This window comes from Bifidobacterium sp. SO1 (genome assembly GCF_018555335.1).
Taxonomy (GTDB): domain Bacteria; phylum Actinomycetota; class Actinomycetes; order Actinomycetales; family Bifidobacteriaceae; genus Bifidobacterium; species Bifidobacterium simiiventris.
Map to the genome: position 1 here is coordinate 1 of NZ_JAFEJR010000013.1, position 21,045 is coordinate 21,045.

The following is a 21,045-nucleotide window of genomic DNA, read 5'->3' on the forward strand; positions in this document are numbered from 1 at the left end:
CAACCAGCCCCATCCCCACGATCACCCCCATCACCACTCCCGGCCATCATCCCGTCCAGCCGTCCCCATCCGTTCCCAGCCACCTCCCATCCGCCCCGCCTCCTCCCGGGCATACGGCCGTCTCACCCACCCAAACCGGCAGTAAGCCCGGGAACATCGCCGCACAACACCAACCCTCCCGGGCATACAGTCGTTTCCACACGCAAAACCGGCAGTATGCCCGGGAACACGCCACCCGAGCACGCAACCTCCCGGGCATACGGCCAGTACAGAGACCCAAAACGGCAGTAGGCCCGGGGACGCGACCACCGGAGTACGTGACATTCCGGGCATACGGCCGGCACGGACGAGCAAAACGGGCATAAGCCCGGGAACACGTCACCGGAGTGCGCGACATCCCGGGCATACGGCCGATTCAGCACCGAGAAACAGGCGTATGCCCGGGAGCATCATCACATGGCAGCCGGCTTCCCGGGCATACGGCCGGTACGGGCAGACAAAACGACCGCAAGCCCGGGAGCATCATCACATGGCAGCCGACACCAGCCGACATCCCGGGCATACGGCCGTTTCACCCGCCCAAACCGGCCGTAAGCCCGGGGGATAACCCGCTACGATACGGCGACACCTCACACATGGCGCACTTGCGGCACACCGGCGGCCAACAGCTTCGCCGTCAGCGGCACCCGCTGTCGCACCTCCTCAAAATCAGTGCGGAGCATCATCGAAACACCACATTGCCGCAGTGCCGTCTCCCGCTCACGCTCAGCCCGCACCACGTCACGGATATCACGGCTTCCAGTCATGGCCGGATCAACGTACTTGCGCATGCCATCGTACTCGAGCACCACAATCCGCCCATCAGACAGCCGCCACAGAAAATCGACCCGGTACTGCGAACCCGTCCGAGCATCCGTAAATACGCGCTGCAGTTCGGGCACAGCGAATCCCTCTTCGATAATCGTCGCCCGGCAGAACGATTCGCCACCGTTTTCACTCAACGGGTCAGCGTAACGCGCCAATCTCAACACCGGCCCGCAATCCACATACAGGGAATCGCACACATCCTCGATCTCGTCTCCGGTGACTAATCCCATGCGCAACGCGGAATCGACCATAGGAAGAACCTGCTCAAACGGATACCGCAGTCCGCAATCCACAAGCGTCCTCGCCGGCGAAGTGACGCACACGGTCGTATCGGATTCGTCTATCGGATAGGCGGGAATAGACGCCATGTAAATGCGCCGAATCAACGGATACGTCCGTTTCGCAACGATCGCGCTGGACGAGGCGATGAATACGCGATCCCCGCAGTGCAGCGACCAAGCATAGTCAAGTTGCAGCATCGCCGCCGCGCTGAGCCCTGCGAACACACGGTTCGGATACTGCAACGACAACGCACGAATAATGTGTCTGGAACGTTCTTTGGGATCCAGCGTGTCCCAGTACTGCGCGCAGGAGTACAAATTGCGGTGCGGACGGACGATAAGACCCGCACGGACGCGGACCGCTACCGCCTTTCGTTCCGCGTTAGTTCGTGGAAAGAAACAGCGCCGACGCTGCCGAGACCGTGCGGACAGCGCATCGATTGCAGGATGAGTTCTCATGCTCCGATGATCGACGATGAACAGAATCTGCACAAGCCGGAACGGGTTATGTGGTCGAAAGGTACGGCCGCCATTGTGGATAACTCGCGCTGGCAGCTGTTTCACACGTTTCTTGTGGACGGGTTCCCGGGCATACGGCCGTTTCCACGCTCAAAACCGGCAGTAAGCCCGGGAGTGGGCCCGGGGATGCGACTAGGGGACGGAGGGCTCTCTCAACCCGCCTCCCGGGCATACGGCCGGAATGGAGACCGGAAACGGCCGTAAGCCCGGGAACATGGCCACCACCACGCGCAACTTCCCGGGCATACGGCCGGTACGGGCGGGCAAAACGGCCGTAAGCCCGGGAACATGGCCACCACCACGCGCAACTTCCCGGGCATACGGCCGGTACGGGCGGGCAAAACGGCCGTAAGCCCGGGAAAACACCGGGTGACAGACAAAGGCAACGACACGAAGAACACGACACGAAGAACACGCGCCAAGAACAAAAGCACGAACAAAAGCAAGTGCCAAGAGCAAAGGCGAGAGCACACACGCAAAAACAAAGAACCCCGGCGGGGTTGGCGCCGGGGAGAGAAAGGAGAGAGAAGAAGAAAGGTTTTCAATTGTCGGGAACTGCTGCTGTTCCTGTTCAGCTCTTGCTGACAGTTATTATGAAACCACCGGTTCCTTGGTGCAAGAATGTGGTTGTCTGAAAATAACCTGAGAATTATTGAATCGAGCCACCGCGCGCCGGCACGCGCCGGTCTGCCGCTACACTGGAGTACAGATCATCTGTCGTCAATACTGTATATAAGGAGCGACCATGCTGCTGTCCGATCGCGATATCCTCGCCGCCAAGGAAGACGGTCATATCTCGCTTGATCCGTGGACGCCCGAAATGGTGCAGCCGGCGTCGATCGACGTGCGGCTCGACCGGTACTTCCGCCTGTTCAACAACCACGCGTACACGTACGTCGATCCGGCGGAGAATCAGGGCGCGCTGACCGAACAGTTCGAGGTCGCGCCCGACGAGCCGTGGATCCTGCACCCGGGCGAGTTCGCGCTCGGCTCGACGTGGGAGTACGTCAAGCTCGACGCGACGATCGCGGCACGTCTTGAGGGCAAAAGCTCGCTTGGTCGACTCGGCATCCTCACCCATTCGACGGCCGGCTTCATCGACCCGGGATTCGAGGGGCACATCACGCTCGAGCTGAGCAACGTCTCGACGCTGCCGGTCAAGCTGTGGCCGGGCATGAAGATCGGTCAGATGTGCTTCTTCCAGCTCAGCTCGCCGGCCGAGCACCCGTACGGGTCCAAGGGCACCGGCTCGCATTACCAGGGCCAGCGCGGCCCGACTCCGAGCCGCTCGTACATCAACTTCTACAAGGCCGAGATCAACGACTGATCGCCAGTCTCGACTCCATCGCCCAAGCATCACGCAACCGCACCCGATCTCACTAGTACTTTGTCGGGTTTGATGTGATGGGTTTGACGCTCCCCCAGTCGGCTTCGCCGACAGCGTCCTGCAATTGCGGACGGCCTGCGACCGCGCTCTGCTGGCTCGCTGTCGCTCGCATCTCGCCTACAAACGCCTCCGGCGTTTGCTATACGGCTCGGCCTAGCCGAGGGGGCCAAGGTTCTGCCAAAGGCCATATGAGAAAGAGGCTCCCCGTGGGGAGCCTCTTGACGGTTAGCCGGTATGGCGCGGTCACGCGGTCACTCCGCGACGCTTGTCGACGGCGCGCATGACGGCCTTGTAGATCTCGGAGGCCACCAGCACGATCGCCGCCAGGCCGATGCACTCGAACCAGGCCACCAGATCGAGCGGCGTGGTGCCGAACGCGTCGTTGAGGAACGGCACGTAGATCACCACGACCTGCAGCAGGATCGAGATGCCGATCGCGCCCCACAGCCACTTGTTGCTGAACAGGCCCACGAACGCGGATTGGCGCGCCGAACGCGAGGCGATCGCGTTGAACAGCTGCGCGAACACGAGGATCGTGAAGCCCATCGTGCGGGCCTCGGTCATCTGCGCGTCGTGGCCGAGCGCGTCCACGGAACGGTCGGTGAACAGGCCGCCCGCGAGGTGCATGTCCATGCCGATCAGCGTCACCGCGGCCATGATGATGCCGATGAACGCGATATCGATCCACATATCGCGATCGATCACACGATCGGTCAGGCGACGCGGCTTGCGGGCCATCACGTCGTCGGTCTGCGGGTCGACGCCCATCGCGAGCGCCGGCGCGGCGTCGGTGAGCAGATTGATCCACAGCAGCTGCGTGGCGAGCAGCGGCACGGTCACGCCCTGCGTGCCGGGCTGGGTGATGCCGAGCACGCCGGCGAGCATGACGCCGCCGAACACGGTGAACACCTCGCCCACGTTGGAGCTGAGCAGGTAGCGCAGGAACTTGCGGATGTTGTCGAAGATCACGCGGCCTTCGCGCACGGCGGCGACGATGGTGGAGAAGTTGTCGTCCGCGAGGATCATCTTCGCGGATTCCTTGGTGACTTCGGTGCCGGTGATGCCCATCGCCACGCCGATGTCGGCGGACTTGACGGCCGGCGCATCGTTCACGCCGTCGCCGGTCATGGCGGCGATGTTGCCCTGGCGCTGCAGCGATTCGACGATCTTGAGCTTGTGTTCCGGCGCGACTCGCGCGTACACGGACACTTCGGAGGTCGCCTTGTCGAGTCCGGCCTCGTCGAGTGCGTCGAGCTGATCGCCGGTCAGCGCGCGACCGCCGCGTTCGATGATGCCCAGATCGGAGGCGATGCGAGCCGCGGTGAGCGGGTGGTCGCCGGTGATCATGACGGTGCGGATGCCGGCGCGGTGCGCTTCGGCCACGGAATCACGGACCTCGGTGCGCGGCGGGTCGATGATGCCGACCATGCCGGCCCAGATCAGGTCGGATTCGATCACGTCGGACTGTTCGGAGATGTCGGTGATCTGACCGGCCGAGTTCGTCACGATGCCGGGGACGTCGGTCAGCGAGGAGACGCCGAGCGGACGGTACGCCTCGCCCAGCGTGCGGTAGGCTTCGCCGGACAGTTTCTCGACGGTCGCGAGGATCGTCTGACGGTCGCCTTCGGTGAGCGGACGGACCGCGCCGCCGACGGCGATGCGCGTGCAGTACGAGAGCAGCACGTCCGGCGCGCCCTTCGCGAAGACGGTCAGGTTGCCGGCGTCGGCGTTGTCCTTGGCGACGATCGCCATGCGCTTGCGTTCGGACGTGAACGGCACTTCGGCCACGCGCTCGAAGTTCGCGTACTTGCGATCGGCGTGCACCTTGCGGGCGGCGACGATCAGCGAGACTTCGGTCGGGTCGCCGATCGCCTCCCACGTGCCGGGCTTGGATTCGCTTTCGCGCAGGTCGCCGTCGTTCGCGAGCGTGCCGGCGCCGAGCGTGGCCATCACTTCGGCCTCGACGCCCGCCGGAACGGCCAGATCGCCGGTCGCGGACGAGCCGCCGACCATCACCATGCGGCCTTCCGGCGCGTAGCCGGTGCCGGTGATCTGCACTTCGCCGGAAGGCGTGACCACACGCTCGACGGTCATCTCGTTGCGGGTGAGCGTACCGGTCTTGTCGGAGCAGATCACGGACGCGGAACCGAGCGTCTCCACGGAGGAGAGCTTCTTGACGATCGCGTTGTGCTTGGCCATGCGCTGCACGCCAAGCGCGAGCACGACGGTCAGGATCGCGGCCAGGCCCTCAGGCACGGCGGCGACGGCCAGCGAGACGGCCAGCAGCAGCGAGTCGATGATGTCATGCACCGAGTGGAAGCCCTGCGTGAGCGCGAGCGCGGCGAGCACGACCACGGCGATGATGCACACCGCGAGGCCGAGGATCTTGGAGACGTGCGCCATCTCCTTCTGCAGCGGGGTGGCTTCGTCGTCGGTGGCGGCGAGCATGTCGGCGATCTTGCCGACCTGCGTGTTCATGCCGGTGCCGGTGACGATCGCGCGGCCGGTGCCCTGCGTGACGGACGTGCCGTTGAAGATCATGTTCGAGCGGTCGCCGAGCGCCTTGGCTTCGGCGAGCGTCTCCGGCTTCTTGCCGACCGGGACGGATTCGCCGGTCAGCGACGCCTCCGCGATGCGCAGGGACGCGGCGGCGAACAGTCGCCCGTCGGCGGAGACGGTGTCGCCTTCGCCGAGCACGACGATGTCGCCGGGGACGACGTCGGTGGTGTTGATGTGCACGACCTTGCCGTCACGCAGGACGGCGGTCTGCGGCGCGGTCATCTGCGCGAGCGCGGCGACGGCCTGTTCGGCGCGGGCTTCCTGGATGTAGCCGAGGACGGCGTTGACGATCAGGATGAGCACGATGACGAGCGCGTCGAACGGCACCGGTTCGCCGGCGCCCGGCGTGTTGGCGCGTTCGATGAACCATGCGACCACCGAGATCGCGGTGGCGACGAGCAGCAGATAGACCAGCGGGTCCTCGAACTGCGCGAGGAACTTCTTCCACTTCGGCACCGGCGGCGCGCTGGCCAGCTGGTTCGGGCCGAATTTCTCGAGGCGACGCTTGGCCTCGTCCGAGCTCAAGCCGGTGGCCGGGTCGACATTCAGCGCCTTGGCCACGGCGTCCGCGTCGGTCAGCGACGGGTCGGTATCGTTCAACAGCGCCTGCTGGGCGCGCACTTCCTCTGAAATCGCGTCCTCGGTCGGTGCGGACGCGGTGGATTGACCGTTACGATCAACCATGATGTTGTTCTCCTTGGTATAGCCGCGGAGTAGTCAGTCCTCGCGAACCCCTGGTTTTCTCCCCTGATTCGCGGCAAGACTGCGCGGTTATGGGCACCGGCGCAACTGCTGCCGATGCGTACGTGTGCCATTATTCCATACCCCGCTAACCTCGCGGCGAAACCACACGCGGACATAATGAAACAGAACTGCCTGCACATGGGTGCGACGTGGAAGTTTTGCGCCCATGTGCAGGGAACAAGGGCGAAATTTTGGCCTTATTCCCCACTGCCGCGTAGGATGGGTGAGGATATGTAGAAAGGGATCACCATGAGCGTTCTCGACCGTTTTGAGAAAAGTGTAGAAGGCGCGGTCAATGGCGTGTTCGCCAAGTTCGGGTCCAAGGACCTGCAGCCCGTCGACCTCTCCAGCGCCCTCGAACGCGAAATCGACAATGAGGCGATGCCGGTGGGTCGCGACCGCACGGTGGCTCCGAACGAGTACCGTTTCAAGCTGAGCACCGCCGACTTCGACCGCATCGAGCAGTGGGGTTCGGAGACCCTCGCCAACGAGCTGGCCGACAACCTGACCCAGTACGCCAAGAGCCAGCACTACGCGTTCGTAGGCCCGGTCGTGGTGATCTTCGAGGAGGATCTCGACCTCACCAAGGGCAACTTCAACCTGAGCTCCGAATCGGTGCAGGGCAACGCGGTGCCGGTCACCACGAACGAGCAGTCGCAGTCCGAGCCGATGCTCGAGGTCAACGGCAACCAGTACCTGCTCACCAAGGAGAAGACGGTGATCGGCCGCGGCTCTGGCTGCGACATCATCATCGACGATCCGGGCATCTCCCGCCGCCACATGGAGATCGACATCACCCCCAACGGCGTGATCGCCCGCGACCTCGGCTCCACGAACCACATGTACATCGAAGGCCATCAGGTCCCGATCGCCACGCTGCTCGACGGCAACACGATCACCATCGGCCGCACCCGCATCCTCTACTGGGCCTCCGCGCAGGATCAGGAGTAAGCCCGCGAAGGAGCCGTTCCATGACCGAATTGACCTTCGCCATTCTTAAATACGGGCTGCTCGCCCTGCTGTGGGTGTTCGTATGGCTTGCCATGCGTTCCCTGCACAAGGACATGGAGTCGTTCAGCCCGCATACCTCGCGCACGCATCGCCGCAAGGAGCGTCGTGCGCGCAAGGCCGCCGAATCGCCGGCGCCGGTCGCCACGTCGTCCGCGGTGCCGGTGCACACGCCCGTGCCCGAACGCGCGAACGCGGCGAACGATCTGACCCTGCTGGTCATCATCGACGGTCCGCTCGCCGGCGCTTCAGTGCCACTGAGCGGCAATTCGATCACGCTCGGCCGCGCCGCGTCGAACACGGTCGTGCTGGACGACGAGTTCGCGTCCTCGCACCACGCCCGCGTCTACAAGGATCCGATCACCAACTCGTGGGCCATCGAGGATCTCGGCAGCACGAACGGCACCGTGGTCAACGGCCAGCGCATCAACACACCCACCATCCTCGCCGCGCGCGTGCCCGTGCGCATCGGCGCGACCACCTTCGAATTGAGGTGATCGCCCTATGCCGAATTCCGCCGCTTCGCAAAATCTGTTCCTGTATTCCACGACCGTTTCGGACGTGGGCACCGTGCGTGCCAACAACCAGGATTCGTCGTTCGCCGGCGAGCATCTGGCCGCGATCTGCGACGGCATGGGCGGCCATGCGGGCGGCGATACGGCATCGACGATCGCGATCCGTTCGCTCGCGCACATCGAGCACGACGATGTCGACGGAGACATCCAGACCGTTGCCCACATGCTGGAATCGTCGGTGATCGCCGCGCACGACGCGATCGTCGGCAAGGCCAAGCACGAGCGCAAGCTCGCCGGCATGGGCACCACGGTCGTCGCGCTGGTATTGGTCGCCGGGCACTGGGTGCTCGCCCATATCGGCGATTCGCGCGCGTATCTGCTGCGTGACGGCAAGCTCACGCGCATGACGCACGATCACAGCTACGTCCAGCATCTGATCGACATGGGCCGCATCACGGAAGCGGAGGCGAAGAACCATCCGCAACGCAACGTCGTCATGCGTGTGCTCGGTGATTTCGACATCGACCCACGACCCGATATCGCGATCCGCAAGGCCCACCCTGCGGATCGCTGGCTGTTGTGCTCCGACGGCCTGTGCGGCGTGCTCGAAGACTCGACGATCGAGCAGGTGATGGCCGACTGCACCGACCAGGAGGAGTGCGCGCAGCGGCTCGTCGGCATGGCGCTCAAGGCCGGCAGCACCGACAACGTGACCGCGGTGATCGCGGACGCAACGCTCGCGCTCGACGCGAACGCCTTCGACATCCCGCACCAGACGCTGCTGGTCGGCGGCGCGGTGAGCGCCAGCTCCGAGACGATCGCCGACATCGTGAACGCGCCCGTGGCGACCGCGCCCGCGCTGCGCGCCGACATGAGCTCGCCGGCGACCCGCGCGGCCAAGCTGATCCAGGACCGCGGCGACGCGAAGTCAAAGAACGGCAAGGCTGGCGCCGGCGCGGATCCCGCAAAGCCGCGCGTGGCCCAGCCGTCCGCGGTGCGCGAGGAGATCGGCGACCGCGAAGTGCCCGACACCGGCGAAATCCCGGTCATCCAGAAGTCGGACGGCCGCATCACCACCGATCCGAGCGACCCGGAGGTCGCGCGCGCCATCCACCGCGAGCAGGCGGAACAGCGTAAGGTCCGGCGTACGCGCCGGCACCGCAACCGCTTCCTCGTGCTGCTGAGCGTGATCGTGGCGCTGGCCGCGCTGATTGGCTGCGGCTGGGGCGCGTACGTGTGGAGCCAGAGCCGGTATTACCTGGCGTCCGGCGACGGCGTGATCACGATCTACCAAGGCGTGAACACGAACCTGTTCGGCCTGTCGCTCTCGCACGAGGTCGAGAAGACCGACATCAAGGTGGACTCGCTGCCTGAATCGTGGCAGTCGCAGCTCGAGCAGGGCATCACGGTCGACAGCCTCGAGGAGGCCAAGACGCACGCGAAGTTCATCGAGGCCGAGCGCGACAAGGAGACGCAGAAGAACGAGGCGAGCACGCCGAGCTTCGGCGCGGCCGACGACGCGATCGACAACGGCAACTCGAGCGACTCGTCCAAGTCCGACAGTTCCAGCAACTCGAACAGCTCGAACAAGTCGTCCGGCACGTCCAACACCAAGTCCAACTCATCGAATTCGTCCAACTCAACCGGCACGAACAGCTCATCGAACGGAGGTGACGCGCAATGATCGCAACCCGATTGCGGCAGATCTCGCTGCTGCTGTTCGCGATGCTGATCGGTTTCGTCGCGTTCTTCCAGATGTTCGAGCGCACGACCGGCAGCTTTCCGACGAATTACGCGATCGCGCTCGGCGCGGTCGTCGTGCTGTACCTCGTGCTGTGGGCGCTGACGATCAGGTTCCAGCCGTACGCGAGCCAGTCGATCATGCCGTGCGTGCTGCTGCTGAGCGCGATCGGCACGACGATGATCGCGCGCATCGACTATGCGAAGGACACGACGGTCGGCTTCCGGCAGCTGCTGTGGATCGCGGCCGCGCTCGTATTGTGCTGCATACTGATCGTCGCGATGCAGGACTACCGCATCCTGCGCCGCTTCTCGTACGTGAGCATGGTGGTGGGCCTGATCCTGCTGCTCTCCCCCATGATTCCGGGCCTCGGCATCGACATCAACGGCGCAAGCGTGTGGATCAAGATCCCGTTCACGTCGAGCACCGTGCAGCCGGCCGAGTTCGCCAAGCTGTTCCTCGCGTTCTTCTTCGCGTCCTACCTGTTCGACCACCGCGACCAGCTGGCCGTCGGCGGCAAGAAGTTCCTCGGCCTGCAGCTGCCGCGCATCAAGGACATGGGCCCGATCATCATCATCTGGGGCGTGTCGATGGGCGTGCTCGTGCGCCAGCACGACCTGGGCACCTCGCTCATGTTCTTCGCGATGTTCGTCGCGATGCTGTACGTGGCCACCGGCCGCAAAAGCTGGATCGTGATCGGCCTGCTCGCGTTCGCGGCCGGCGCGGTCGTCGCGGCGCGCATCTTCAGCCATGTGGGCGCGCGCGTCGACGCATGGTTGCAGCCGTTCAGCAACGAGCAGTACAACATGGAGTTCGGCGGTTCGTACCAGATCGTCACCGGCCTGTTCGGCCTGTCGTCGGGCGGACTCGCGGGCACCGGGCTCGGCCAGGGCCACCCCGATCTGACCCCGTACGCGAACTCCGACTACATCTACGCTTCCGTGGGCGAGGAAATGGGCCTCGCCGGCCTGTTCGCGGTGCTCGTGCTGTACCTGCTCATCATCGCGTCCGGCTTCATCACGGCCATGAAGATCAAGGACGGCTTCGGCAAGCTGCTCGCCTCCGGTCTCGTGTTCACGATGGCGTTCCAGGTGTTCACGGTCGTCGGCGGCATCACGCTCGTCATCCCGCTGACCGGCATGACCATGCCGTACATGGCCGCAGGCGGCTCGTCGATCATCGCGAACTACCTGCTCGCAGCGCTGCTCGTGGTCATCTCGAACGCGGCGAACAAGCCCGAGCCGCCCACCGACCTGTCTGAAACGTTCCAGTATGAGGCGCTGGCCGCCTTGCGCGACCACGAACTCAAGGAGCGTGGTAACCGATGAACAAATCTCTACGCCAGCTGTTCACGGCCGTACTGGTATTGTTCGTGATCCTCGGCATCTCCAGTTCGGTCTTCACCGCATTCGTCGACGACGATCTCAACGCCGACTCGCGCAACACGCGTTCGCTGTACCGCACGTACGGCACGCCGCGCGGCGCGATCCTCGCGTCCGACGGCACGGTGATCGCGCAGTCGGTCGCCACGAACGACGCGTTCAAATACCAGCGCCAGTACTCGAACGGCCCGCTGTACGCGCCGATCACCGGCTATTTCTCGATCTCGCACGGCATCGGCCCAGAAGGCAACGGCATCGAAAGCTCGCGCAACGAGCTGCTCAGCGGCCAGGCCGACGCCCTGCTGTGGGAGCGGTTCAAGGCCGTGCTCGCCGGCACGCAGAACACCGGCGCGTCGATCGAAACGTCGATCGATTCCAAGTTGCAGACGCTCGCGTACCAGCTTCTGGACGGCAAGGACGGTTCGGTGGTCGTGACCGAGCCGAAGACCGGCCGCATCCTCGCGATGGTGAGCACGCCGAGCTACGATCCGAACACGCTCGCCACACACGCCACGGCCGACGCGAACAAGGCCTTCCAAGAGCTTGTGGGCGACGAGTCGAATCCTATGCTCAACCGCGCGATCCGCCAGCTCTACCCGCCGGGATCCACGTTCAAGACCGTGGTGGCGGCCGCCGCGCTCGAAACCGGCGACTACGACCTCGACACGCAGATCCCGGCCGGCGCCAGCTACACGCTGCCCGGCACGGCCACCGCGCTCACCAATTCCAGCACGGCCGGCGGCGGCACGAACGGCAAGATCTCACTCGAGGACGCGATGGCGTACTCGTCGAACACCGCATTCGCGCAGCTGGGCGTCGCGCTCGGCGCGGACAAGGTCGAGGCGATGGCCGAAAAGCTCGGCTACGGCAAGTCGTTCACCGTGGACGGCACCACATCCACCGGCAACCCGATGACGTCGGTCGAGTCGAAGTTCCCGTCCGATCCGACCGACGACCGGCTCGCGCTGGCCTCGATCGGCCAAGGAGACAACCAGATCACGCCATTGCAGAGCGCGATGATCGCCTCCGCGATCGCGAACGACGGCGTGCTCATGAAGCCGACGCTGGTCGACCGCGTGCGTTCGAGCGACCTGTCGGTGATCTCGGAGACGAAGGCGCAGGTGATGCGCCAGGTCTTCAGCGCGGACACCGCGAACAAGCTGACGACCGCGATGCAGTCCGTGATCACCAAGGAATACCCATCGCTCGAGATCGACGGCGTGAACGTGGCCGCGAAAACCGGCACCGCGCAGATCGGCACCGCCAACCAGAGCATCGACGGCTGGATCATGGGCTTCGCGCCCGCCGAGAACCCGCAGATCGCGATCTCGGTGGTCGTGCATAATACTGATCTCTACGGATCGCTGGCCGCGGGCCCGATCATGAAGTCGTTGATGGAGGAGGCGCTGAAGAAATGAAACTGATCGAAGGACAGCTGATTCACCGCCGCTACCGTCTCGACCGCCGCCTTGCGCAGGGCGGCATGGGTGAGGTCTGGAAGGCATACGATATCCAGCTCAACCGTCCGGTCGCCATCAAGGCGCTGCGTTCCGACCAGTCCAACATCGAGTCGAAACTGCAGCGGCTGCGTGCGGAAGCGCACAATTCCGCCAATCTCGCGCACCCGAACATCGCCGCGCTGTTCGAATACTACGAGCACGACGGCATCGGCTTCCTCATCATGGAATACGTGCCGTCGAAGTCGCTCGCGGACATCTACCACGAGCGTGGTGCGATGCCGCCGACCGAACTGCTGCCGATCCTCATCCAGACCGCGCGCGGCCTGTTCGTCGCGCACAGCCACGGCGTGATCCACCGCGACGTCAAGCCCGCCAACATCATGGTCTCCGACACCGGCGAGGTGAAGATCACCGACTTCGGCGTCTCCTACTCCACCAACCAGGAGCAGATCACGCAGGACGGCATGGTCGTGGGCACCGCGCAGTACATCTCCCCCGAGCAGGCGCAGGGACAGCAGGCCACGCCGCAGTCCGACATCTACTCGCTCGGTGTTGTCGCGTACGAAGGCCTGTGCGGGCACCGTCCGTTCACGGGAGCCACGCCGGTCGACATCGCGGCCGCGCACGTGAACGATCCGGTGCCGCCGCTGCCCGACACGATCGACCTTCAGCTGCGCCAGTTCGTCATGTCGATGCTGGAGAAGGATCCGCTCGACCGGCCGAAGGACGCGCTGGTCGTCTCGCGCACGCTGGCGCGCATCGAACGCCGGCTGCTCGACCAGCAGACCGCCGCGAGCGACGACACGATGACCGGCACCGGACGGCTGCTGCGCCGCGTGGCCAGCAAGCCGCACGCGGTGAACACGATGCTGCACGCGATGGATCCGAAGACGATCATCCCGTCCGGGGATTCGCCGGTGCCCGCCGCGCCGATCGTCATCACACCCGATCAGGCCGCGGCGAACGCGGCGGTCGCGGCGGAACCGCGCGCCGATACCGGCGAATCCGCATCGATCGAACCGAACGCGGAGCACACGGACGGTGTGACCGGTGTCACGGGAATCACGAACGCGACGGACACCGTCGACGCGCCGGCCGGCGTGCAAATCAGCTTGGATAAGGCCGCATCCGAAATGCGGGACTCATGGAAGGAACAGCAATGAGCAGCACAATGCCCAATTCGCTCGCCGATGGCCGGTATCAGCTCGGCCAGCTCGTCGGCCGCGGCGGCATGGCCGAAGTGCGCGTGGCGCTCGATACGCGCCTCGGGCGCACGGTCGCCGTCAAGATCATGCGTTCCGATCTGGCGAACGACCAGATCTTCCTGTCGCGGTTCCGTCGCGAGGCGCACGCGGTCGCGCAGATGAACAACCCGAACATCGTCAACATCTACGATTCGGGCGAGGAGACCGTGACGGCCGAGGACGGCTCGACCGAGCACCTGCCGTACCTGGTGATGGAGTACGTGAAGGGCCAGACCCTGCGCGACATCATCAAGGTGAACGACGCGCTCTCCCAGCGCGACGCGGAACAGATCATGCTCGGCGTGCTCAACGCGCTCGAGTATTCGCACCGCATGGGCATCATCCACCGCGACATCAAGCCCGGCAACATCATGATCTCCGACCAGGGCGTGGTCAAGGTCATGGACTTCGGCATCGCGCGTGCGCTCGACGATTCCGCCGCGACGATGACCCAGTCGCAGGGCGTGGTCGGCACCGCACAGTACCTCTCCCCCGAGCAGGCGCGCGGCGAGACCGTCGACATGCGCTCCGATCTGTATTCGGCCGGCTGCGTGCTGTACGAGATGCTGACCGGACGGCCGCCGTTCACCGGCGACTCGGCCGTGGCGATCGCGTACCAGCATGTGTCGGAAGTGGCGACGCCGCCTTCCGCCGTGGTGCCCGGACTGCCGAAGATGTGGGATTCGATCGTGGCCAAGGCGATGGCCAAGGACCGGCAGAACCGCTACGCGACGGCCGCCGAGTTCAAGACCGACATCCTGACGTTCATGAACGGCGGCGTGCCGGTGGCGGCCGCGTTCAACCCGCTGACCGACCTGTCGAACATGAAGGCGCGCAAGCAGGCCGAACAGAACGATCCGACGGCGACCGCGGCGATGAGCCCGACGATGGCCATGCCGGGCGTTCCGGGCGCGGCTGGTGTTCCCGGGGTTCCGGGGGTTCCCGGGGCCGCAGGCGAGACGACCACCACGCAGGCGTTCAACCCGGTGACCGGCCAGTTCGAGGCGATCCCGGCCATGCAGCCCAACTACGGCAACGGCAGCACGGCGGTCCGTTCCCGCACCGAGCAGCGCGAGGCGGCGGCGAAGTCCGGCAAGCGCAAGAAGGCCATCGTGGCATCGATCATCTGCGCGCTGGTCGCGATCATCGCGATCGCCGGCATCTACGTCGTGCTGCACGGCGGCGCGGCGAACGTGGTCGAACAGCAGGTCGAGATCCCCGACTTCACGTCGATGTCGGGCGTGACGCGCGACAAGGTCCGTTCCGAACTCACCGATCTCGGCCTCACGCCGAAGATCACCGACGACAACGACTCCGACAAGGCCGAAGGCACCGTGACCAAGCAGAGCCCGAAGGGCGGCAACAAGGTCGCTAAGGGCAGCACGGTCGAGGTGTGGTTCTCGACCGGCCCGAAGTCCGAAACGGTTCCGGATGTCAAGGAGATGAGCCAGTCCGAGGCGATCAGCGCGCTGACCGCGAAGGGGTTCAAGGTCAGCGACACCGTGCAGACCGTCGACAGCACGATTGAGGCGAACAAGGTCGTCAAGACCGATCCCGCCGCGGACTCGTCCAAGCCGAAGGGCACCACGATCACGCTGTACGTGTCCACCGGCAAGATGAGCATGCCTGACGTGACCAACCAGCCGCTCGCGGCCGCGCAGCAGACGCTGTCGGACATGGGCCTGAAGAGCCAGAGCACGTCGGAGGAATACGACGACAACGTGGCCGAGGGCTCGGTGATCAGCACGAACCCGTCCGCAGGCGAGTACGTGGATTCGACCATGACGATCTCGATCGTCGTCTCGAAGGGCAAGGAACCGGTCAAGAAGGTGACGATCCCGTCCACCATCGCGCTCGGTTCGAGCAGCGCCACCGTGAGCGCCGTGACCTCGCAGCTCGAGGCGCTGGGACTGAAGGTGGCGATCGCAAGCGGCAGCCCGAGCTCCGGCAGCGCGATCGTGACCGCCACGGACCCGGGACTGGGGCAGGAGGTCGACGAGGGATCCACGGTGACGCTCACCACGAAGGAGGCGTCGTCGTCCGGCTCCAACGGTTCCGAGTCCAACGGCAGCTCCGACGACTCCGGCTCCAACGGCAGTGATTCCACGGATTCCAACGGTTCGACGAACGGTGGTTCCACCTCGAACGGTTCCGGTTCCGAGTCCAACGGTTCCGGTTCCAACTCGAACGGATCCTCCTCCGGCACATCCTCCGGTTCTAGCTCGGAAGGTTCCAGCACCACCAATAACTAGGTTCCTCCGCAGCCGCCCCCCCCCCGGAATCCCCGGAACCCCTCGGTTCCGGGGATTCCGACTTAATAGGTTTGTTCTGGTTACGGGGGTTACGGGGGTTCTAGTTGACTCGGCAGCCGGCCATTGATACCGTTCGGCAGTCAGAAGTCTTGACCCATCACGGAGAGACCCCGGTCGATCATCTCGGCCGGGGTCTCTCCGTCTCGCTAAAACCGTCTTCCGTTGTCCGGTGTCTTCCGTTGTCCGGTGTCCTCCGCAAATAGGTATATCCGGACTCACCCTCCCGGGCTTACGGCCGGTTTCCCTACCCAAACCGACCGTATGCCCGGGAAGGTGAGCGTAAGTGGGTATATCCGGATTCACCCTCCCGGGCTTACGGCCGTTTCAGTCGAGTGAAACGGCCGTAAGCCCGGGAGACGGAAAGCGTGTCACAGCACCTCCCCGGGCTTATGCCTGTTTTGAAACCTTCGTTCCGACCGTATGCCCGGGAGAAAAGCCACACGAGATCCCCGCTATCCCACACACGGGTTACCTCCGGTATCTCCGGCATCTCCCGGGCTTACGCCCGTTTCGGTCGAATGAAACGGGCGTAAGCCCGGGAGGATGGCCATAGGTGGGTATAACTGGACACCGAAAACCATAGGTGGGTATATCCGGTCTAGTTAGAGCCTCAGTCGAGGTCTACCTAGTCCAGATATACCCACTTTCGGTATTTGGGGGGGTACCGGATGATCCAGATATACCCACCTTCCCCGCTAATCTCCGTTACTTGGGTAGAGGTTCCCGGGCTTACGGCCGGTTTGGGTGGGGAAACCGGCCGTAAGCCCGGGAGGGTGAGTCCGGATCTGCCCACTTACCGTCCTTCGGAGTCTAGACCCGACTATTCGGAGTCCGAAGTTACTGGGGTCCGAAGTTACCCACTTTTACTGTTTGGGATTACTGGACGGTCCGGAGTCATCCACTTACTTGTTGACTTTGGGCTTGAGACCGGCGGACTTGGCGACGGCACTGGGCTGGCCGCACACCTTGAGCCAGTTGGCGAGCAGACGATAACCGTCCTGAGTCATCACGGATTCGGGATGGAACTGGACCGCGTACATCGGCAGGTCGCGGTGCTTGATGCCCTGGATGATGTGGTCACCCTGAGTCCACGCGGTCACGACCAGCTCGTCCGGCACGGAATCCGGCTCGACGGCCAGCGAATGATACCGGGTCGCGGTCATCGGATTGGCCACGCCCTCGAAGATCTCGTCGTCGATGTGCTCGACCTGGCTCGTCTTGCCGTGCATGATCGTCGGCGCATGATCGACCGTGCAGCCGAACACCTCGGCCAGCGCCTGCAGGCCAAGGCACACGCCGAACATCGGCTTCTTCTCGGCCGCGCACAGGCGGATCACGTCCTCGCTCGCCCCCGATTCGGCCGGCGCGCCCGGGCCGGGGGAGATCAGCACGCCGTCATAGCCGTCGAGCACGCCGGGCTGGGAGGGGTCGATCGCATCGTTGCGCACCACCGTCACCGTAGCGCCCAAAGTCTTGAGATACCCGACGATCGTGTACACGAACGAGTCGTAGTTGTCGACCACCAGGATGCGCGCCGAATCCGTCATGTTGTCTCCTTACGCAACGAGCCACAGTACCTGCATACTGTGGCTCAGTGTAGTCGAGGGTTGCGGTGGGCGGCCTATCGGTGCCCATTTTTCTCGGCCTCTTTATCGTTGCCATGAATTGTCTAATCTCGACGGATAGTCGACGCATGTCTCGGGGCACGGTTGACACCATTACTTCCCGTTACCTCCCGGGCATACGGCCTGTTTGGGCGGTCAAAACGGGCGTAAGCCCGGGAGGTTGCGGGACGTTGCGGAAGGGTGCGGGCATTGCAGGACGTTGCGGGAGGGTGCCACCGGAAGGTTGCGGGACGTGCGGGAGGGTACGGGAGGGTGCGCGGCGTTGCGGGGAGGCTGCCACCGGGAGGTTGCCATGAATCGGCACGAATCGATATGAAAGACGATATGAAAGACGATACGAAAGGATAAACCCGGGCTTCGTGGTATCCGGCTTCTGGCTACCCCTCAGTCCGCTTCGCAGCCAGCTCCCCCGGCAGGGGTGGGGAACCGCCTAAGTTCAAGAAATACTTAGCTTAAGAAATTCAGCTCCCCCGGCAGGGGTAAGGAACCAAGGCGGAGGCACGAACTCAGACCGTGAAATTGGACATTTGGCGCAGGTAGGGGATGTTCGACGCGGCCCACGGGAATCCCCACTGGAACAGCATGCACACCACCAGCAGCACCAGGATCAGCAACAGCAACAACCGGATCGGCAGCACGCCCGGCTGATGCCGCAGCACCCAGCCGTACACGCTCGCATCCGGGCGGCGACGCTCACCGGCGCGGATCGCACGCAGCACCGGGAACCGCCACGCCACCAGCGCCGCAAGGAACACGATCACATACGCCACCAGCGCCGCGATCATCACCGGCTCGAGCGAATCGAGCTGCGCGGCGGCAGACGTGAGCGAGGTCGTGTTGTTCGTGAACGCCACGCCCGTCGTGCTCGAATCGGTCGCCAGCTCCTTCGGCACGCCGTCCGACACCTTCGCCCAGTACTTGAGCTCGCCGTAGCTGATCCAACGGTAGATCGGGTCGGAGTACTTCGGCTCGCACGTCGTCATCGTGATCATGCGCTTGGTGGGCGTCTGGCCGGGGTTCTGCGGGTTCGCGCCGATCACGCGGATCTCTGTCGGCAGCACGATCTCCTTGCTGGTGTACTGGTAGACGTACCAGTAGTCCTGCGTGCGGATGATGATCGGGTCGCCTTCCTGCAGTTTGTCGACGTCGCCGAGCGGCTGGCCGTAGCCGTTGCGATGGCCGGCGATCGCGAAGTTGCCGACCTGGCCGGGCCACTGCGTGTCGTCGTAGTGGCCGAGACCGTGCTTGTTGAGCTGTTCGAGCGTGGTGCCCTGCACGAGGTTGCGTTCCCAGTTCTTGCCGAAGCGCGGAATGTACACGGTGGCGATCAGCTGACCTTCGCCGGCCGATTCGGGCTGGACCGGCGGCTCGCCGTCCTGCGCGGCCGCGACCTTCGACGTGTCGCCGTTCGCGGGCGACGACCACTGCGCCGATTTGAGCGTTTCCTGCTGCGTGTGTTCGGCCTGCACGCCCGTCCACCACATCTGCCAGACGATGTACAGCGCGCAGATCGCGGCGGCGGTGAGCAGGATTTCGGCGAGGATGCCGAGCGCCTGCCAGAACCAGCCGTGCTTGCCGTTGGACTTGGGATTGGCGACAGAATTGACGGCAGTCGGCGGCACGGCCGGCGACGCGGCGACGGCTTGGGCTGCCGCGGCAGGTTGCGCGGCGCCATACTGGAACGTCCGAGAGGAGCCGGCCGCAGTCTGAGCGGCATCGGGCTGCGCCGCCGCGTTCAGGTATCCGGCGTATCCGCTCGTCCCGGCGACCCGCGGCGCGGGCTGAACGGTCGCGACCGAAGTCACCGGCGGAACCGGCGGCACAGGCTCCGCGAAATCCCCGATCTGGTCGATCGAATCAAGCTCGATCTCGTCGTTGTTCCCATCGAACTGATTGTCGTTTCTTGCGTGTCTCACTGTGCGTCCGTTTCCTGCGCCGTGTCGTCGACGCTCGAGTATTGCAGCGACTGAAGCAGCGCCGCGGTTTCAGGGAATTGCAGATTGTCTTTTTGTTCGACCTTGTAGCCGATGCCGAATGCGCTGACGTATTCCTGGAAGATCTTCATCGCGCTCGAATTCTCAAGCGCCTGCATCATGCCGTCGGCCGGTCCGATCGCGGAGATCGTGTATGGGGGCGAGTATTTCTTGCCCTGCAACAGCAGCACGTTGCCCTGGCAGATCACCGCCGAATTGAACAGCACGCGCTGGTCTTGGATCATCATCGACTCGGCTCCCCCAGCCCACAGCGCGTTCATCACGGACTCGATGTCTTCCTGATGAATCACGTAGTCGTTGATGTTCGTGGCGGAACCGGAATTGTCGACCATGTTCTCCCACAGCGGCGAATCGTTGAGCGTCACCGTCACGCCGGGGCCCTGCACCGCGGACAGCATGGTGCTGGAACCGGCGGTTTCGCTGTCGGTCGTGCCGCCGTCGTCGGTGAGCGTTTTGTTCAGCGTATCGATCTGCGAGCTGAGTTTGGCGACGTCGCGCTGCAGTTCCTCCGCGCGTTCGACCCGCTGTTCGACAAGGTCGGCGGTGTCGGACGACAGCACGACGGTGCGGTTGATGCGCACGTTGGTCGACAACAGGAACCCGCTGAGCGCCACTACAAGACACACGGCGGTACCGCTCAGCCACGAGGCGCGCTTCGCGACATGCCTGCCGGTATGTTTCGCCATGCTTCCTCCGAACGCCGAGCCGCCTGTTCCTGAGTTCGAGTCTAACCACTATTATGACTTCTAGCCTAAATATAAGGAGACTACGCTGATGGCAGATACCGAGCAGAAAGACTGGCAGGCCGAAACCGCCGACGAGGATGCGGCGACCGCTGAGACGAGCGAGACCACTGAGACCACTGCGGCTGAGACGAACGACGAGAAGACCGTTGAAATGACGACCGCGGATACTGCGGACGCCTCCGCCGCGACGGAGGCGGATGAGAAGGCTGCCGACGAGAAGCCTGCCAAGACTGCGACCACGACGACCACTACCACCACGACCGTGACTACGACGACCACGACGACGACTCATGATGCGGCGGACGATCTTGCGGCGGCCGAGGATGAGGATTACGGCGTGCCGATGGATCAGGTGGAGGCCGTGCTCAACGCCACCGCCGACAAGAGCTCGCTCACCCCGCAGATGCAGCGCATGATGGCTCGTCAGGCGGAGAACACGAAGCGCGTCGAGGAGACGATCAAGGGCACCAAGTCCAACCCGCGCTGGTTCGTGCCGCTGTTCTGCGCACTCATGATCATCGGCCTGATCTGGGCGGTCTGCTACTACCTCACGTCGAGCTACCCGATCCCGGGCATCGGCGCGTGGAACCTGCTCATCGCGTTCGTGATCATCATGGTCGGCTTCATCATGACCATGTGGTGGCGGTGACGGTTCGTTTCC

13 protein-coding genes and 1 pseudogene are annotated in these 21,045 nt (G+C 64.2%); 9 read left to right on the top strand and 5 right to left on the bottom strand.

What is annotated here, in order from left to right; translation table 11 throughout:
* Positions 1 to 629: 629 nt before the first annotated feature.
* The gene (locus tag JS541_RS10350; RefSeq protein WP_346428308.1) at positions 630 to 1,712 is read right to left on the bottom strand and encodes a CTP synthase; all 1,083 of its coding nucleotides are present in this window, start codon (positions 1,710 to 1,712) and stop codon (positions 630 to 632) included.
* Between the two features lie 700 nt (positions 1,713 to 2,412).
* On the opposite strand from JS541_RS10350, the gene dcd reads away from it, so the two are divergent.
* On the top strand, positions 2,413 to 2,994 hold the full coding sequence (gene dcd, locus JS541_RS10355) for a dCTP deaminase (RefSeq protein ID WP_214374420.1): 582 nt from the start codon (positions 2,413 to 2,415) through the stop codon (positions 2,992 to 2,994).
* 303 nt (positions 2,995 to 3,297) lie between these two features.
* On the opposite strand, the gene JS541_RS10360 is transcribed toward dcd, so the two are convergent.
* Positions 3,298 to 6,297 carry a cation-translocating P-type ATPase gene (locus tag JS541_RS10360; protein WP_214374421.1) on the bottom strand — a complete coding sequence of 1,000 codons (3,000 nt, stop codon included), beginning with the start codon at positions 6,295 to 6,297 and terminating at the stop codon, positions 3,298 to 3,300.
* Positions 6,298 to 6,606: 309 nt separating this feature from the next.
* Between JS541_RS10360 and JS541_RS10365 the strand changes: the two genes are divergently transcribed.
* The 7 genes and pseudogenes from JS541_RS10365 to pknB all read left to right on the top strand — a co-directional run bounded on the left by JS541_RS10365 (position 6,607) and on the right by pknB (position 15,959).
* On the top strand, positions 6,607 to 7,308 hold the full coding sequence (locus JS541_RS10365; protein ID WP_214374422.1) for a DUF3662 and FHA domain-containing protein: 702 nt from the start codon (positions 6,607 to 6,609) through the stop codon (positions 7,306 to 7,308).
* A gap of 20 nt (positions 7,309 to 7,328) precedes the next feature.
* Positions 7,329 to 7,862, top strand: a complete 534-nt coding sequence (locus tag JS541_RS10370) for an FHA domain-containing protein (RefSeq protein ID WP_214374423.1) — start codon at positions 7,329 to 7,331, stop codon at positions 7,860 to 7,862.
* A gap of 7 nt (positions 7,863 to 7,869) precedes the next feature.
* Positions 7,870 to 9,564, top strand: coding sequence for a protein phosphatase 2C domain-containing protein (locus JS541_RS10375; protein WP_214374424.1), 1,695 nt, complete (start codon positions 7,870 to 7,872; stop codon positions 9,562 to 9,564).
* Positions 9,561 to 10,949, top strand: coding sequence for an FtsW/RodA/SpoVE family cell cycle protein (locus JS541_RS10380; protein WP_214374425.1), 1,389 nt, complete (start codon positions 9,561 to 9,563; stop codon positions 10,947 to 10,949). The genes JS541_RS10375 and JS541_RS10380 overlap by 4 nt, the downstream gene beginning before the upstream one ends.
* The gene (locus JS541_RS10385) at positions 10,946 to 12,421 is read left to right on the top strand and encodes a penicillin-binding protein 2 (RefSeq protein WP_214374426.1); all 1,476 of its coding nucleotides are present in this window, start codon (positions 10,946 to 10,948) and stop codon (positions 12,419 to 12,421) included. The genes JS541_RS10380 and JS541_RS10385 overlap by 4 nt, the downstream gene beginning before the upstream one ends.
* Positions 12,418 to 13,314 (top strand): annotated as a pseudogene (locus JS541_RS10390) (serine/threonine-protein kinase); the annotation flags it as partial. The gene JS541_RS10385 and the pseudogene JS541_RS10390, both read left to right, overlap by 4 nt.
* A 308-nt stretch (positions 13,315 to 13,622) precedes the next feature.
* A complete protein-coding gene (pknB, locus tag JS541_RS10395; RefSeq protein ID WP_214374427.1) occupies positions 13,623 to 15,959 on the top strand; it encodes a Stk1 family PASTA domain-containing Ser/Thr kinase in 2,337 nt (778 codons plus the stop codon).
* A 962-nt stretch (positions 15,960 to 16,921) separates the two neighbouring features.
* Here the strand turns inward: pknB and JS541_RS10400 are convergent.
* From JS541_RS10400 to JS541_RS10410, 3 genes are all read right to left on the bottom strand, one after another.
* Positions 16,922 to 17,566 (bottom strand): gamma-glutamyl-gamma-aminobutyrate hydrolase family protein, encoded by a 645-nt coding sequence (locus JS541_RS10400; RefSeq protein ID WP_214374428.1) that lies wholly within the window; start codon positions 17,564 to 17,566, stop codon positions 16,922 to 16,924.
* Positions 17,567 to 18,150: 584 nt separating this feature from the next.
* Complete coding sequence (locus tag JS541_RS10405) at positions 18,151 to 19,188, bottom strand: class E sortase (protein ID WP_346428309.1); 1,038 nt, start codon at positions 19,186 to 19,188, stop codon at positions 18,151 to 18,153.
* A gap of 368 nt (positions 19,189 to 19,556) precedes the next feature.
* On the bottom strand, positions 19,557 to 20,324 hold the full coding sequence (locus JS541_RS10410; protein WP_214374435.1) for a DUF881 domain-containing protein: 768 nt from the start codon (positions 20,322 to 20,324) through the stop codon (positions 19,557 to 19,559).
* A gap of 211 nt (positions 20,325 to 20,535) precedes the next feature.
* Here JS541_RS10410 and crgA point away from each other — a divergent pair, with 211 nt between their 5' ends.
* Positions 20,536 to 21,033 (top strand): cell division protein CrgA, encoded by a 498-nt coding sequence (gene crgA, locus JS541_RS10415; RefSeq protein WP_214374479.1) that lies wholly within the window; start codon positions 20,536 to 20,538, stop codon positions 21,031 to 21,033.
* Positions 21,034 to 21,045 lie beyond the last annotated feature (12 nt).

Coding starts and splice junctions, on each gene's coding strand:
- dcd (WP_214374420.1), top strand. CDS start 2,413: ATGCTGCTGTCCGATCGCGATATCCTCGCCGCCAAGGAAGACGGTCAT.
- JS541_RS10360 (WP_214374421.1), bottom strand. CDS start 6,297: ATGGTTGATCGTAACGGTCAATCCACCGCGTCCGCACCGACCGAGGAC.
- JS541_RS10365 (WP_214374422.1), top strand. CDS start 6,607: ATGAGCGTTCTCGACCGTTTTGAGAAAAGTGTAGAAGGCGCGGTCAAT.
- JS541_RS10370 (WP_214374423.1), top strand. CDS start 7,329: ATGACCGAATTGACCTTCGCCATTCTTAAATACGGGCTGCTCGCCCTG.
- JS541_RS10375 (WP_214374424.1), top strand. CDS start 7,870: ATGCCGAATTCCGCCGCTTCGCAAAATCTGTTCCTGTATTCCACGACC.
- JS541_RS10380 (WP_214374425.1), top strand. CDS start 9,561: ATGATCGCAACCCGATTGCGGCAGATCTCGCTGCTGCTGTTCGCGATG.
- JS541_RS10385 (WP_214374426.1), top strand. CDS start 10,946: ATGAACAAATCTCTACGCCAGCTGTTCACGGCCGTACTGGTATTGTTC.
- pknB (WP_214374427.1), top strand. CDS start 13,623: ATGAGCAGCACAATGCCCAATTCGCTCGCCGATGGCCGGTATCAGCTC.
- JS541_RS10400 (WP_214374428.1), bottom strand. CDS start 17,566: ATGACGGATTCGGCGCGCATCCTGGTGGTCGACAACTACGACTCGTTC.
- JS541_RS10410 (WP_214374435.1), bottom strand. CDS start 20,324: ATGGCGAAACATACCGGCAGGCATGTCGCGAAGCGCGCCTCGTGGCTG.
- crgA (WP_214374479.1), top strand. CDS start 20,536: ATGACGACCGCGGATACTGCGGACGCCTCCGCCGCGACGGAGGCGGAT.